Source organism: Pseudomonas akapageensis (assembly GCF_011355085.1).
Classification (GTDB): Bacteria; Pseudomonadota; Gammaproteobacteria; order Pseudomonadales; family Pseudomonadaceae; genus Aquipseudomonas; species Aquipseudomonas akapageensis.
This window is the reverse complement of the sequence record NZ_VXCP01000010.1, coordinates 17,501-32,051: the sequence shown is the minus strand read 5'-3', so window position 1 is coordinate 32,051 and position 14,551 is coordinate 17,501. Positions and strand designations below refer to the sequence as shown.

9 protein-coding genes are annotated in these 14,551 nt (G+C 58.2%); 7 read left to right on the top strand and 2 right to left on the bottom strand.

The annotated features are described in order from the left end of the window. Positions 1-21: 21 nt before the first annotated feature. Together F2S13_RS07155 and F2S13_RS07150 are read right to left on the bottom strand one after the other, a co-directional pair. Positions 22-5,304, bottom strand: a complete 5,283-nt coding sequence (locus F2S13_RS07155; protein ID WP_166359773.1) for a deaminase domain-containing protein — start codon at positions 5,302-5,304, stop codon at positions 22-24. A 121-nt stretch (positions 5,305-5,425) separates the two neighbouring features. Continuing rightward, complete coding sequence (locus tag F2S13_RS07150; protein ID WP_166359772.1) at positions 5,426-5,686, bottom strand: DUF2790 domain-containing protein; 261 nt, start codon at positions 5,684-5,686, stop codon at positions 5,426-5,428. A 429-nt stretch (positions 5,687-6,115) separates the two neighbouring features. Between F2S13_RS07150 and acs the strand changes: the two genes are divergently transcribed. The 7 genes from acs (at position 6,116) to F2S13_RS07110 (ending at position 14,474) form a co-directional block, all read left to right on the top strand. Further along, positions 6,116-8,071, top strand: a complete 1,956-nt coding sequence (acs, locus tag F2S13_RS07145; RefSeq protein WP_166359771.1) for an acetate--CoA ligase — start codon at positions 6,116-6,118, stop codon at positions 8,069-8,071. A gap of 708 nt (positions 8,072-8,779) precedes the next feature. After that, entirely contained in the window at positions 8,780-9,556 is a 777-nt protein-coding gene (locus F2S13_RS07135; RefSeq protein ID WP_166359769.1) for an ABC transporter substrate-binding protein, read from the top strand. A 90-nt stretch (positions 9,557-9,646) separates the two neighbouring features. Further along, a complete protein-coding gene (locus tag F2S13_RS07130) occupies positions 9,647-10,336 on the top strand; it encodes an ABC transporter permease (protein ID WP_166359768.1) in 690 nt (229 codons plus the stop codon). Beyond that, a complete protein-coding gene (locus F2S13_RS07125; RefSeq protein ID WP_166359767.1) occupies positions 10,333-11,031 on the top strand; it encodes an ABC transporter permease in 699 nt (232 codons plus the stop codon). The genes F2S13_RS07130 and F2S13_RS07125 overlap by 4 nt, the downstream gene beginning before the upstream one ends. Before the next feature lie 67 nt (positions 11,032-11,098). Then, the gene (locus tag F2S13_RS07120; RefSeq protein WP_166359766.1) at positions 11,099-11,863 is read left to right on the top strand and encodes an ABC transporter ATP-binding protein; all 765 of its coding nucleotides are present in this window, start codon (positions 11,099-11,101) and stop codon (positions 11,861-11,863) included. A 162-nt stretch (positions 11,864-12,025) separates the two neighbouring features. Further along, positions 12,026-13,006: a transcriptional regulator ArgR gene (gene argR / locus F2S13_RS07115; RefSeq protein WP_166359765.1), complete on the top strand. Its 981-nt coding sequence runs from the start codon at positions 12,026-12,028 to the stop codon at positions 13,004-13,006. Between the two features lie 247 nt (positions 13,007-13,253). Beyond that, on the top strand, positions 13,254-14,474 hold the full coding sequence (locus tag F2S13_RS07110) for an aspartate aminotransferase family protein (protein ID WP_166359764.1): 1,221 nt from the start codon (positions 13,254-13,256) through the stop codon (positions 14,472-14,474). The last annotated feature ends 77 nt before the right edge of the window (positions 14,475-14,551 follow it).

The window sequence follows — 14,551 nt, the reverse complement described above, 5'->3', positions numbered from 1 at the left end:
CGTCGTTGAACAGGCAGGGGGCTAGACAACGTACTCTTGCAGATAGGTCACTGAGAAGTCGGTGTCGGGAAATGCGAGTTTCAGTTGTGGCAGTACGACGCCACCACAGGATCGACAGGTATCCCATCGAGTGAAAATCTTGATGTGTTCAAGCTCCTGACCATGGAAGTTCTCCTTGACGACGGTGGCGATCAGGCGCTCCGAATCGAGGTAACGGTCGAACGTACTGACGGTCAGCTTGTCGGCGTGGCGGACAACCGGGAGGCTGGTGAAATCCGGATCCGGTGAGCGATTTTTCATGAGAGCGCCAGCATCTACATAGGTCACACCACCCATCGTACGGCTGTTGAGTCCTTGTACATAAGGTTTGAGGCGTATGCCCTTGGTCTGTTTACCCCCCGATAGTGCGTAATAGACATAGCGCTCACCCGCTTTTGTACGGATCGAGGCGTAGGCCAGATTGCCCCCGGCCAGTTGTTTGCCAATCAGCTCGGTGGTATCCGCCTGGGAGAGCTTCAGTGGGGTCCACAACGCCTCTTTACCTTGTGCTGGCAGGAGGTTGTTCAAGATGCCGGCAGTATGGAGTTGATTAGCGCCTGATCGCTCGGCCAGTTTTTCCCAGTCGGGAATGATGCTCCTGGTTTCTTCTACCAGATTCATCTGGGCGTCTTCACCAGACAGAATATTTTCTGCAAAGTGAAGCAGTTGATTTTCCTCGTTATTGTCGATGCACCACTGTACATAGGTGGCGTATTGCCTGTTGGCAGGTGCTTGTGCCAACCAGGCTTCGATACCGTGGTTTTGTTTTTGAACAGCTACGTCAAACAGTAGTTTTGCGATGTTTTCCCTGTCCTTGAGGCTATAGGGTCGCTCGGCGACAAAGCGATACTGTTCAGAGAGCCGCAAGTACTCATTGATTTCCAAACGATCGGTGACTCGGCTGAACGTCAATAAGTCCGGACCCTGGATTGCCTTGTAGATTTGCCCTGTATCGGCTTCGACGTAGACGACTTTTTGACCGTTCAGGCTGTGGCTGATTCCCCGCAAGATGCGTTTGTCGGCAATCTCGGCGGTCACCTGGTCCAGTTCTACCACCGGTACGAAGGGATTGATGCGCTTGGCCTCATTGCCACTGAGGTCCTTGGTCAGGCCGAACTTGCGTTGAGTCGACATGCGCCCGGTGATCTCCGGCAGGTAGCCGGGTTCAGAGGGCAATCCCAGCGAGGAGCGTTCCTCCGGGCTCAGTACCAATATTTTCCTTTGTGATGAGGTTTTTGCGGGCCGACGCCCTTTGGCCGGGATCACCTCATGATCCCATTTGCAGAATTTTCCTTCGTGGACCAGGACATTGAGTGTGCGTTCCGGTGCTTGCCCGGTTGCCGCAATCGTTCGTCGATCGAGGTGGAACTCTCGGCTTTCGAAGGCCAGGCTGACTTCCTTGCCCAGTGTCAATTGCTCCCCAGGGACAGGGGGTAATTGTTCGATCGGGACACTCGTCAATTTGGTGTAGGCGACGCAAGCGAGATCTTCAATCAAATCGCGCGTACGTCGGCAAATGACGTCCTCTTCCGTAAGCGTTGAAGACTCGCTGATGCGCGAGTCAGACAACCGGATCAGGCTGCTGTCGTTGCGTGTTGTATCGAGGCGATAGAGATGATCGTCGATGCTCAGATCATACTGACCCTGACCTTTGTATCGAACTCGAACTGCGCATTCTTCCGGAACCTTGATGCTGATGACACCGTCCTCGGACAGTTCGTATAGCACTCGCCCGGGATAGATTGGCGGGGTGATCGAATGTGTCGCGTGCAGTGCTGTCAGTGATGCGCCTTGCGATGCCTCTGCCTCGGTAAGCGCCGGGCCATAGGGCCGATCGCTGTAGGAGTCGAGCAGTCTGTTGCCTGGGTTTTTCTCGGTGCCCAGGTTGCGCACCAGGCTATTTTCGCTCTTGTCTACGGTCACCAGATCGTCCAGAGGATTGCTTGCCTGCCAGTCGTGAAACGCTTCAAGCGGCATAGTGTAGGTACCGCTTTCGGTCACATGCAGGAATGGCTTGTTCTTGATAAGAGCTTTCAGCCAGGTAGCGGACTGTGCAAGTTCTTCCCAGGCCTTGGTGGACAACCAGATCGCTGCTCGCGACAAATCCCTGAAAAGTAGCAGCGGGCTTTGCTGGGCAAGTTCGACGACCAACTCGCTCAGCGCCGCGGACATTTCCTCGCAAGCCGATCTAATGGTCAACTCGCCGGCGACAATGGCGATTTTTGCGCTCGCACCGATGAACTGGCCGAGGGGGATCAGGGCGGTGGCGGCATCCAGTACGCACCCTACGATCACGCCTGTGGAGCGATCGCTGTCAGCCAGATCCTTGATACAGCCGTAGAACGGCAGCACCAGGCGGGCGACGCAGTCCACTATCTTTTTGTCCTGAGCTATCACCTCTTCCCAGGTGGTGGTGTGGGTGTGCTCTATCTTGAGTTTCGCCAGCGGGGTGGCGTACAAATGCTTTGCTGCGGCTTCTGCAAGGGACTGGAGAAAGGCATCTTCACTGCTGTCGGCGCCGTATACCGATTCTGCGGCGGGAACCAGTTCGCCCTTGAGGGGGGTGTGAAGGTCCTGGCTGGAACGCGAAGGTGTTCCTTTCAAGTAGGCATCGCTGTCGAAGGGCAGCAACGGCTTAATGCGACCCTGTTGTTCTCTTACTTGTTTCTCTATTTGATTAGCATAAAGGTCGGCAAGGTTGCCATGAAATCCGGAGGTAGGGATGAATACATATTCAAATCCTTGCCTGCATTTACGGGCAGCACCTGCGCTGGGGACGATCTCGAAATAGTATTCGTTCGTGGCCTGATGCTGGTCGAAATCACTTTGGTGATCGCCGCTCTGACAGCGAATGAACAGGCCTTGGTAGCCTTCCTCTTCAGCGAATTTCACCAGGCTGACTTCGCAGGTAGACGCATGCAGTTGGGTTCGATAGCTCGCCGGCAGCTCCTTGAACAGGCGCTTGATGAGTTTGGCATGGGTGCTCTGCCAGGAATCGCAGAAGGTGGTGAAAGCGTCATCGTAGAGCTGCGGGACCGTTGTTTCTCCGGCTCGATTGATCTGGCCCATCATTACCAGCTGCAGCAGACTCATGATGATCGGTCGTTCGTTGGGCGCGCCGACATCGTTCGCGGCGCCAGGGCTGGCAAGGGTATGGTTCCAGGCATAACTTGAAGCTTTCTCCAGGCCGCAACTCTCAAGGTAGGCCCAGGTTTCATGACCTCCAATACCTTTGTCCCAGTAATAAGAGTCAACACCGGCCAAGCGCAATTGTTTCTCCGCCAGCGTTTTCCGATCCGGGGTTTTTCCATTCAACCCGACCGCCGCTTGAGCAAGGGATTGCTGCTCTGCCTTCAGGAAGCTCAGGGCTGCTTCAATCTGCTGATGGGTGGCATTTTGAATATCGTTTTCGGCCAGGGCGTCTATTGCCCCGTGCGCCATGGCATAGCGTAAGGCGGGCAACACCAGGGTTTGGCTCCATAGGCGTTGCACCGTGGCGTCCTCGCTCGTGCTCAAGTCCCTGGCGAGCATAACGACCTGATCGGACCCAGCCCTGCAGGCGGCGCCAGGTGAAATGGCCTCAAGCAGCCTTGCACCCTGTATCAGGGCAACGCTTTGCAAGGATCGACCGTAGTAGAGCCAGTCCGGAACGTCTGCAACGAGTAGTTCGGGAGCGATTTCCCGCAGTAGCAGGTACTCGAGCATGCTCAATGAGGCGGGGGAGATGTTCGGGTTGCGCTCGGCAATGGCGCGGGTGAGTTCCTGGCGCAATTGTGCATGGCTGAACTCGGTCACCCAATTGTCTCGAAAGCTGCGTTCGATTGATTGGGCCGATTGATCCCAGGGGCCCAGGAAATGCTCGGTGATCGCCCTGGCTCCCAGTGCCTGGGTGGCGCGCGGTGATGCGGCTTCCCCAGGGCGTGCACCATACCAACCCAATTTCCGTAGTAGCGGCTGGAACAGCGTCGCGAAGTTGCTCGATTGCATCATCGCCTGCCAGGTCTCCCAGGCTGGCAGACGCAAGTGATGTTTTCCGTCCTTGAACTCGCAGAGCAACTCCATGCCGACGCGTTTGAACAGATCATCGATTGACGAAACCGGGCACCAGTCGGTGAAGGCTGGAAGCTCAGGGCTCAAAACCTGTGCGTTCGATAGTGGTTCGAGTTCGGCGCTGGCTTGCTCCACGGGTTCCGGTAGCCATAGGGAGCCGAGCCTCAGGCAGCACTCCGTACTCAAGGTTGGGTGTTTTTGCGCCAGCAGGGTTGCGAAGGAGAAGGCTTGCATACCGGGCGCGCTGCGGGCATTGTCGAGCGCCAGCCGTACCCATGGCTCATCGTTCGAGTTCAGAGCATGGAGTGCAAGTTTCTGAAAGAACTGGCGACGGACGCTGTTATCCAGCGTCGAGCCCCATTCGAGCCTCAAGCTGTCTGCGATCGCGGGCGCCGGATAAATGGCCTGGACGGTCGCTTCTATCAATTGCTGCGTTAGTGGTGAGGCCAGCCGCATGGTCAGCGATGTTGCCAGTGGCTCATCCTGAAACTGACCGGCAGTCGGCAGCAGGCGTTCGATGACGGTTGCCAGAATTGTTAGCGCAGATTGCTGTTGGGTTTTTTCGTGACGAACCAGCCCTTGTTGCAGCGTTTCTACCGGACAGTGCGTCAACCACTCGCTGGCCGGCTTCCAACGCAGGCCATGCTTGAACTGCAGCATCCACATACGCAGGTCCTCTGGCACGCTTGACAGCAGTTGCCCAAGCTCGGAGAAGTCGCCTGCACCGAGCAGGCGAGCCTCATTGCTCAGGGGCGAAATGCGATACAGCAGATGCTCAAGTTGGGCCTTGGCCAGTGGCGTGGTGACCGACGATTCATCGATCCAGGCCATGCGAGCAAAAAACGCGTGCACCAGACCGGGTTCGACGGCGCTTTGAGCAACATTCAATACAGAGGCGACAAGTGCGTGTGTCGAGGCGCTGTCATACAGGAGCAGCAGTTTCGGCGACGGTGAGTCGAGGTTGCCTGGGAAGTCTGTATCATTTCCCAGTAGATAGCGGAGGGTCAGGCGAGTGGCCTGAAAATAGGGGTATCCCGCAAGCGGTACATCTGGCGAAATATCGGGTTCCAACCTTGTCAATTCAGTCGAGGGCGAATCGAGTTCATTGGCGATGTCGTCGTCTACTGACAGGGCTATTGTGATGTTCAGCAGGAATGTCGTGTCGTCCAGTTGTGATAAGCGTTCAGTGGCTGTGACAGGTGTGGAAATGTCCATACTGTTCGGGCTCCTTTTCAGATGGCCCTTCAAGTATCCAAATCTAAATTTATGTAAGCGGGTATATATTTAGGCCGCGCTTCTTGCGCGTGGGGCATGAAGCGCTGGCCACACGAGCGGATCAACCGTTGGAGCAGCCGTTGCCCATGACGCGGTATTCGAGAATGTGTTTTTTGCCGGTGGAGTCTTCGTAGGTCATGCGTGCCGGGACCACTTCGCAGACGTTGGGGATTTCGCTCATCGAGAGGACCTTGGCAATGTCCAGCTGTTGCGAGTAGGTGTAGTGTTCAACGGGTATCTGTTCGGCGACATCGGTTGTAACTTCTTCGGCCATTGCGCTGACGCAAAAAGTACTCAGTGCCAATACCAGTAAAGCTTTCATCTCGAATTTACCTTGTTTTGCGGTCGTAAGAGGTCACGTAGCTCTTGTGGAGCTACGTGTGGTGCCAGAGTTAAGTTATGAGGTTAATGCGTGATTAACGTGCCTTCGTGGGGGCTGTTGCATGTGTTAATCAGGTTGCCTTGGACGGCGAGCTGAATTCTAGGTGGCGTACTAACGACTAAACAGAGCGGCTTTTGATAAACACTTTTTACGGATCCGGCAACAATCGTTCTGGGTGGTCCCCGGTTTTTTGCCTGTGAGGCAGAATGTCGCACCTTCCCCCGTCCGCAGGCGCCGGACTTGAGCGCTCGCGGCTTGCGCAGTGAGCCAGATGTGTGGGGCGTTACTACCAACGTCGAATGGCTCATCGGGTCTGGTACAGTTACAAACAGCCCATACAAAAACAACTATTCCACCGAGGTAACAAAGATGAGTGCGGCTTCTCTGTATCCCGTTCGTCCCGAGGTTGCGGCCACTACGTTGACCGATGAGGCAACCTACAAGGCCATGTACCAGCAGTCGGTGATCAACCCGGATGGCTTCTGGCGCGAGCAGGCCAAGCGCATCGACTGGATCAAGCCCTTTACCAAGGTCAAGCAGACCTCCTTCGACGATCACCATGTCGATATCAAGTGGTTTGCCGACGGCACTCTGAACGTTTCCTACAACTGCCTCGACCGTCACCTGGCCGAGCGCGGCGATCAAGTCGCAATTATCTGGGAAGGCGACGATCCTTCCGAACATCGCAATATCACTTACCGCGAACTGCACACCGAAGTCTGCAAGTTCGCCAACGCTCTGCGCGGTCAGGATGTGCACCGTGGCGACGTGGTCACCATTTACATGCCGATGATCCCTGAGGCCGTGGTGGCGATGCTGGCCTGTGCCCGCATCGGTGCGATCCACTCGGTAGTGTTCGGTGGCTTCTCGCCCGAAGCCCTGGCCGGGCGCATCATCGACTGCAAGTCGAAAGTCGTGATCACCGCCGACGAAGGTCTGCGTGGCGGCAAGCGCACCCCGCTCAAGGCCAACGTCGACCTTGCGCTGACCAACCCTGAAACCGCCAGCGTGCAGAAGATCATCGTGTGCAAGCGCACCGGTGGCGACATTGCCTGGCACCAGCATCGCGACATCTGGTACGAAGACCTGATGAAGGTCGCATCCAGCCATTGCGCGCCAAAGGAAATGGGCGCCGAAGAAGCCCTGTTCATCCTGTACACCTCCGGCTCCACCGGCAAGCCCAAGGGCGTGCAGCACACCACCGGTGGTTACCTGGTCTATGCCGCGCTGACCCATGAGCGCGTGTTCGACTACCGTCCGGGCGAGGTCTACTGGTGCACCGCGGACGTCGGCTGGGTGACCGGCCACAGTTATATCGTTTACGGCCCGCTGGCCAACGGTGCGACCACTCTGTTGTTTGAAGGTGTGCCGAACTACCCGGACATCACCCGCGTGTCGAAGATCGTCGACAAGCACAAGGTCAACATTCTCTACACCGCACCGACCGCCATCCGCGCGATGATGGCCGAAGGTCAGGCCGCCGTTGCAGGCGCCGATGGTTCGAGCCTGCGCCTGCTCGGCTCGGTAGGCGAGCCGATCAACCCGGAAGCCTGGAACTGGTATTACAACACCGTCGGCAAGCAACGCTGCCCGATCGTCGATACCTGGTGGCAAACCGAAACCGGCGGCGTATTGATCAGCCCATTGCCGGGCGCTACCGCCCTCAAGCCGGGTTCGGCGACCCGTCCGTTCTTTGGAGTGGTACCGGCGCTGGTGGACAACCTGGGCAACCTGATCGAGGGTGCTGCCGAGGGCAACCTGGTGATTCTCGATTCGTGGCCAGGCCAGGCGCGAACCCTGTATGGCGATCACGACCGTTTCGTGGATACCTATTTCAAGACCTTCCGTGGCATGTATTTCACCGGCGACGGCGCCCGTCGCGACGAAGATGGCTACTACTGGATCACGGGCCGGGTCGATGACGTGCTCAACGTCTCCGGCCACCGCATGGGCACGGCCGAGATCGAAAGTGCCATGGTCGCCCACCCGAAAGTCGCCGAGGCTGCTGTTGTCGGCGTGCCGCACGATATCAAGGGGCAGGGCATCTACGTCTATGTCACCCTCAACGGTGGCGAAGAAGCCAGCGAAGCACTGCGTATCGAGTTGAAGAACTGGGTGCGCAAGGAGATCGGTCCGATCGCCTCGCCGGATGTCATCCAGTGGGCGCCAGGCTTGCCCAAGACCCGCTCCGGGAAAATCATGCGGCGCATTCTGCGCAAGATTGCCACGGCCGAGTATGACGCCCTGGGCGACATCTCCACCCTGGCCGACCCGAGCGTGGTGCAGCACTTGATCGACACGCACAAGACCATGAACGCCGCCTGATAGACCCAGGCACCATAAAGGCCCCGCCCGGCAAATCTGCCGGGCGGGGTTTTTTATGTCCGATAATCAACGCGATCTCTGTAGCCGCTGCCGAAGGCTGCGCTCGCCTGCGCAGCAGGCGCAAGATCTCAAGATCGCCGGGGAGCCCCTGCGGGACTCCAGCGCAGCCTGCGGCAGCGGCTACAGTTGAACGGTGTCAGTTCTGGATTTCCGCGAAGGGGTGTTTTTAATGCCGGGAGAAATCGGCAAACATAAAGAAACGTCCTACTGTTACTTGAGAATCTGTCGGTAACCAATGCTGTCACCGGCGCGCCACAATGTTGGGGTCAAGCGACACGATCGCCCGGATTTTTTGCGCTTCTTGCAGGCGCGCGGAACAAGATCGCTCGCTGGACTTGCCGGAATAGACGGGTTTGCCAATAATAGGCCCGCTTATTGCTTTGTAGACAGGTTCTTCTTCTTTTGCTTTTGCATACTCTGCGGAAGCTGTCAATTATCCCAAGTCACATTTCCGGCGCTTCTGTAACTAGTTGTCGCATTGAAGAAATATCGACTTCGGGGCTGTCGTTAAAATGCCGGTCACTGGCTCGTGGCGTTCTGATGTCTTGTCCGAGGGCGCCGGGCACTGTTTTCTCTGTTGTACTCATTCGCATACTGGGCTCGCCGCTCACTCTGCTTTGTTCCGCCCTTTACCGATGGAGTCCTGAGATGAAAAAACTCGCGCTTCTTGGCGCCCTGGCGCTGTCCGTGCTGTCGCTGTCGTCTATCGCCGATGAAAAACCGCTGAAGATCGGTATCGAAGCGGCTTACCCACCGTTCGCCTCGAAGGCGCCGGATGGCAGCATCGTTGGCTTCGACTACGACATCGGCAATGCCCTGTGCGAAGAAATGAAGGTCAAGTGCGTTTGGGTCGAGCAGGAGTTCGACGGCCTGATTCCTGCACTGAAAGTGCGCAAGATCGACGCCATCCTGTCTTCCATGTCGATCACTGAAGATCGCAAGAAGTCGGTCGACTTCACCAACAAGTACTACAACACGCCGGCACGCCTTGTGATGAAGGCCGGTACTCAGGTCGGCGACAATCTGGCCGAGCTCAAGGGCAAGAATATCGGCGTGCAGCGCGGTTCCATTCATGAGCGCTTCGCCAAGGAAGTTCTCGCGCCATTGGGTGCCGAGATCAAGCCTTACGGTTCGCAGAACGAAATCTACCTGGACGTGGCTGCCGGCCGCCTCGACGGTACCGTGGCAGACGCTACGCTGTTGAATGACGGCTTCCTGAAAACCGACGCCGGTAAGGGTTACGCGTTCGTAGGCCCGGCCTTCACCGATGAAAAATACTTCGGCGACGGCATCGGTATCGCTGTGCGCAAGGGCGATGAGGCTGACTTGAAGAAGTTCAATGATGCAATCGCTGCCATTCGCGCGAACGGCAAGTACAAGCAAATCCAGGACAAGTATTTCGACTTCGATATTTACGGCAAGTAAATAGTTCGCAAGTAAGTCCGAGATGGCGCAAGCACCAGGTTCACTGAAGTTTGCGCCATTTTTTCATCCCTACGTTCGAGGACCTGAAACATGTTGAAAGGCTACGGGGCTGTCATCCTCGATGGCGCATGGCTGACGCTTCAGCTCGCCTTGTTGTCCATGGCCCTGGCCATCGTTCTGGGTCTGATCGGGGTCGCGCTGCGCCTGTCGCCGGTGCGCTGGCTGGCCTGGCTTGGCGATTTGTATGCGACGGTGATTCGTGGCATTCCTGACCTGGTGCTGATTCTGCTGATTTTCTACGGCGGTCAGGACTTGCTCAATCGCGTGGCACCCTTGCTCGGTTACGAGGACTACATCGACCTCAATCCGCTGGCGGCCGGTATCGGCACCCTAGGCTTCATCTTCGGGGCTTATCTGTCGGAAACGTTCCGCGGTGCCTTCATGGCCATCCCCAAGGGACAGGCCGAAGCGGGTTCTGCTTATGGCATGAGCAACCTGCAGATTTTCTTCCGGGTGCTGGTGCCGCAGATGATTCGCCTGGCGATTCCCGGCTTCACCAACAACTGGCTGGTATTGACCAAGGCCACCGCGCTGATTTCGGTCGTCGGTCTGCAAGACATGATGTTCAAGGCCAAGCAGGCGGCCGATGCCACTCGCGAACCTTTTACCTTTTTCCTGACAGTGGCGGCGATGTACCTGGTGATTACCAGCGTCTCGCTGGTGCTCCTGCGTTACCTCGAGAAACGCTACTCGGTAGGCGTGAAGGCGGCTGACCTATGATCTTCGATTACAACGTCATTCTCGATGCCCTGCCGCTGTATCTGAGCGGCCTGGTGACCACGCTCAAGCTGCTGGCGCTTTCCTTGTTGTTCGGCCTGCTGGTGGCACTGCCCTTGGGGTTGATGCGGGTTTCCAGGCAACCGCTGGTCAATACAACGGCCTGGCTGTACACCTACGTGATTCGCGGTACGCCGATGCTGGTTCAGTTGTTTCTGATCTACTACGGCCTGGCGCAGTTCCAGGCGGTGCGCGAGAGCTTCCTGTGGCCGTGGCTGTCGAGCGCGACCTTCTGTGCGTGCCTGGCCTTTGCCATCAACACCAGTGCCTATACCGCTGAAATCATCGCTGGCAGCCTGCGGGCCACGCCCCACGGCGAAATCGAGGCAGCCAAGGCCATGGGCATGTCGCGGGCCAAGATGTACCGGCGCATCCTCCTGCCTTCGGCCTTGCGCCGGGCGCTGCCGCAGTACAGCAACGAAGTGATCATGATGCTGCAGACCACCAGTCTGGCGTCCATCGTGACCCTGATCGACATCACTGGCGCGGCCCGTACCGTCAATGCCCAGTTCTACCTGCCATTCGAGGCCTACATCACGGCGGGCGTGTTCTACCTGTGCCTGACCTTCATTCTGGTGCGGATGTTCAAGCTGGCCGAACGCCGTTGGCTCGGTTATCTGGCACCGCGTAAACATTGAGCCGGGTATCAACCTCATCGTCGCGGGCACACGCTCATCGACTGACTGCTTTGTGAGAACTGACAGCATGTACAAACTTGAAGTCCAAGACCTGCATAAACGCTACGGCAGTCATGAAGTGCTCAAGGGTGTGTCCCTGGCAGCCAAGGCCGGCGATGTCATCAGCATCATCGGCTCCAGTGGCTCGGGCAAGAGTACTTTCCTGCGTTGCATCAACCTGCTCGAGCAGCCCCATGCCGGCAGGATCCTGCTCAACAACGAAGAGCTCAAGCTGGTAGCGAACAAGGACGGCGCCATGAAGGCGGCCGATCCCAAGCAGCTGCAGCGCATGCGTTCGCGTCTGTCGATGGTGTTCCAGCACTTCAACCTGTGGTCGCACATGACCGCGCTTGAGAACATCATCGAAGCGCCGGTCCATGTACTGGGCATGTCGAAGAAAGAAGCGCTGGAAAAGGCCGAGCACTACCTGAACAAGGTCGGCGTGTCCCATCGCAAGGACGCTTATCCCGGGCATATGTCCGGCGGCGAGCAGCAGCGTGTGGCGATTGCCCGGGCGCTGGCGATGGAGCCGGAAGTGATGCTGTTCGACGAGCCGACGTCGGCACTCGACCCCGAGTTGGTCGGTGATGTGCTCAAGGTCATGCAGTCCCTGGCCCAGGAAGGCCGGACCATGGTCGTGGTCACCCACGAAATGGGCTTTGCCCGCGAGGTTTCCAACCAGTTGGTGTTCCTGCACAAGGGGCTGGTCGAAGAGTCCGGCAACCCGCGCGAAGTGCTGGTCAATCCTCGTTCCGAGCGTTTGCAGCAGTTCCTGTCCGGCAGCCTGAAGTAAGGGGCAGCCTGAAAATAACTGATAGCCTGGTGCATTTCAGGCTGCCGCACCGCACCAAAACAGGTCATGCTATGCGCCCCGCGTAGCCTGACCAGGCTCTATGCTGTCGGAGCGCATGACTGCCTCTGGCGTTGACACATTTCAGGTTTCGGACCGCACTTCATGACAACCCTGCGAATCGGTTTTCTCATCTGGCCCAGCACCAAAGCCTTGACCCTGGCGCTGGCGGAAGAGGCGTTGCGAGTCGCGCAAAAAGTGCACCCGGATGTGGCCTACGAGCTGCTGTTCCTGCAGGCCGAGCCACCCCAGGAAGGCGCCTGGCGTTTGCCGGGAGAGCCCTGGACGGGGCGCCTGGAGGGGTGTCAGAAACTGTTCCTGCTCGCTGATGAGCCGCCGGCACCGCTCAATTCCACCCTTGGCAATGCGCTCAAGCAGCTGGTGCGCGCCGGTTGCGTGATCGGTGGTCTGTCCGCTGGCGTCTATCCACTGGCGCAACTGGGCTTGCTCGATGGCTATCGTGCCGCCGTGCACTGGCGCTGGCAGGATGATTTTGTCGAGCGCTTCCCCAAGGTCATTGCCACCAGTCATCTGTTCGACTGGGATCGGGATCGCCTGACCGCCTGTGGCGGGATGTCGGTGCTGGACCTGCTGCTGGCAGTGCTGGCACGCGATCATGGCGCCGAGCTTGCCGGTGCGGTGTCGGAAGAGCTGGTGGTCGAGCGTATCCGTGAAGGTGGCGAGCGTCAGCGTATTCCGTTGCAGAACCGTCTGGGCTCCAGCCATCCGAAGCTGACCCAGGCTGTGCTGTTGATGGAGGCGAACATCGAAGAACCGCTGACCACCGACGAAATCGCCCAGCATGTGTGCGTTTCGCGTCGGCAGCTGGAGCGGATTTTCAAGCAGTACCTCAATCGCGTGCCGAGCCAGTATTACCTGGAGCTGCGCCTGAACAAGGCCCGGCAGATGCTGATGCAGACCAGCAAGTCGATCATTCAGATCGGCCTGTCCTGTGGTTTCTCTTCCGGGCCGCATTTCTCCAGCGCGTACCGCAACTTCTTCGGCGCGACGCCGCGTGAAGACCGTAACCAGCGGCGCAGCAGTAGCCCCTTCGAGTTGTCTTCGGCGCCTGCCGAGCGCGGTTGATCGCCGACTCTCCTTCTCGTTCCCACGCAGAGCGTGGGAACGAGCAAGAACCAGTCCCCTAATCCACTCTCTGCGTTTAAACTGCGCCTTTGCGACGTTATTTGTCGCATTGCCGCAACCCTTGGTAAAACAGGGTTTGGCGCTATAAGAAGTTGTCGCTTGGCGGCAAGGCCAAGCTGAAATCTGTCCTTACAATCCCCCCATCGCTCGCCAGTTCCAGGCAGGCGTTCCTCTTCAGGAGACTCCGATGTCCGTTGAGCAAGATCAGGTGCAACGTGCCGATTTCGACCAGGTAATGGTCCCCAATTACGCTCCCGCGGGTTTTATTCCCGTGCGCGGTGCGGGCTCCCGAGTCTGGGACCAGTCGGGCCGCGAGTTGATCGATTTTGCCGGTGGCATCGCCGTGAACGTGCTCGGCCATGCCCACCCGGCCCTGGTCGGCGCGCTGACCGAACAAGCCAACAAGCTGTGGCACGTCTCCAACGTATTCACCAACGAGCCGGCCCTGCGCCTGGCCAAGAAGCTGGTCGATGCCACCTTCGCCGAGCGTGTGTTCTTCTGCAACTCCGGCGCCGAAGCCAACGAAGCCGCTTTCAAGCTGGCGCGTCGTGTCGCCCATGACCGCTTCGGCCCGGAAAAGTACGAAATCATCGCCACGATCAACAGTTTCCACGGTCGTACCCTGTTCACCGTCAACGTCGGTGGCCAGTCGAAGTACTCCGACGGTTTCGGTCCGAAGATCACCGGCATCACCCACGTCCCTTACAACGATCTGGACGCGCTGAAAGCCGCGATCTCGGACAAGACCTGCGCGGTGGTGATCGAGCCGGTGCAAGGCGAGGGCGGTGTGCTGCCAGCCGAGCTGGCATACCTGCAGGGCGCCCGTGAGTTGTGCGACAAGCACAACGCACTGCTGGTGTTCGACGAAGTGCAGACTGGCATGGGCCGCAGTGGCGAACTGTTCGCCTACATGCACTACGGCGTCATTCCCGACATCCTGTCCAGCGCCAAGAGCCTGGGCGGCGGCTTCCCGATCGGCGCCATGCTGACCACCGAAGCACTGGCCAAGCACCTGGTCGTGGGCACCCACGGCACCACTTACGGCGGCAACCCGCTGGCGTGCGCCGTCGGCAATGCGGTGATCGATGTCATCAACACCCCCGAGGTGCTGGCTGGCGTCAAGGCCAAGCATCAGCGCTTCAAGACCCGTCTGGAAAAGATCGGCCAGCAATACGGCCTGTTCACCGAGATCCGCGGCCTGGGCCTGCTGATCGGTTGTGCCTTGAGCGATGCCTGGAAAGGCAAGGCCAAGGACGTGTTCAACGCTGCTGAAAAAGAAGGCTTGATGATTCTTCAGGCCGGTCCCGACGTGGTGCGTTTCGCCCCGAGCCTGGTCATCGACGATGCCGACATCGATGAAGGCCTGGACCGCTTCGAGCGTGCCGTGGTGAAACTGACCCAGGCCTGATCCGGCCGCGGCAACCTTCGGCGGCCCCTTGGGGGCCGTCGACCTGATTCCCGTATCGAGTGCGTTGTTGCGCACCC

What these genes read in the sequence shown, in the direction of transcription:
- F2S13_RS07155 (WP_166359773.1), bottom strand. Translation starts at nt 5,304, where the DNA reads ATGGACATTTCCACACCTGTCACAGCCACTGAACGCTTATCACAACTG.
- F2S13_RS07150 (WP_166359772.1), bottom strand. Translation starts at nt 5,686, where the DNA reads ATGAAAGCTTTACTGGTATTGGCACTGAGTACTTTTTGCGTCAGCGCA.
- acs (WP_166359771.1), top strand. Translation starts at nt 6,116, where the DNA reads ATGAGTGCGGCTTCTCTGTATCCCGTTCGTCCCGAGGTTGCGGCCACT.
- F2S13_RS07135 (WP_166359769.1), top strand. Translation starts at nt 8,780, where the DNA reads ATGAAAAAACTCGCGCTTCTTGGCGCCCTGGCGCTGTCCGTGCTGTCG.
- F2S13_RS07130 (WP_166359768.1), top strand. Translation starts at nt 9,647, where the DNA reads ATGTTGAAAGGCTACGGGGCTGTCATCCTCGATGGCGCATGGCTGACG.
- F2S13_RS07125 (WP_166359767.1), top strand. Translation starts at nt 10,333, where the DNA reads ATGATCTTCGATTACAACGTCATTCTCGATGCCCTGCCGCTGTATCTG.
- F2S13_RS07120 (WP_166359766.1), top strand. Translation starts at nt 11,099, where the DNA reads ATGTACAAACTTGAAGTCCAAGACCTGCATAAACGCTACGGCAGTCAT.
- argR (WP_166359765.1), top strand. Translation starts at nt 12,026, where the DNA reads ATGACAACCCTGCGAATCGGTTTTCTCATCTGGCCCAGCACCAAAGCC.
- F2S13_RS07110 (WP_166359764.1), top strand. Translation starts at nt 13,254, where the DNA reads ATGTCCGTTGAGCAAGATCAGGTGCAACGTGCCGATTTCGACCAGGTA.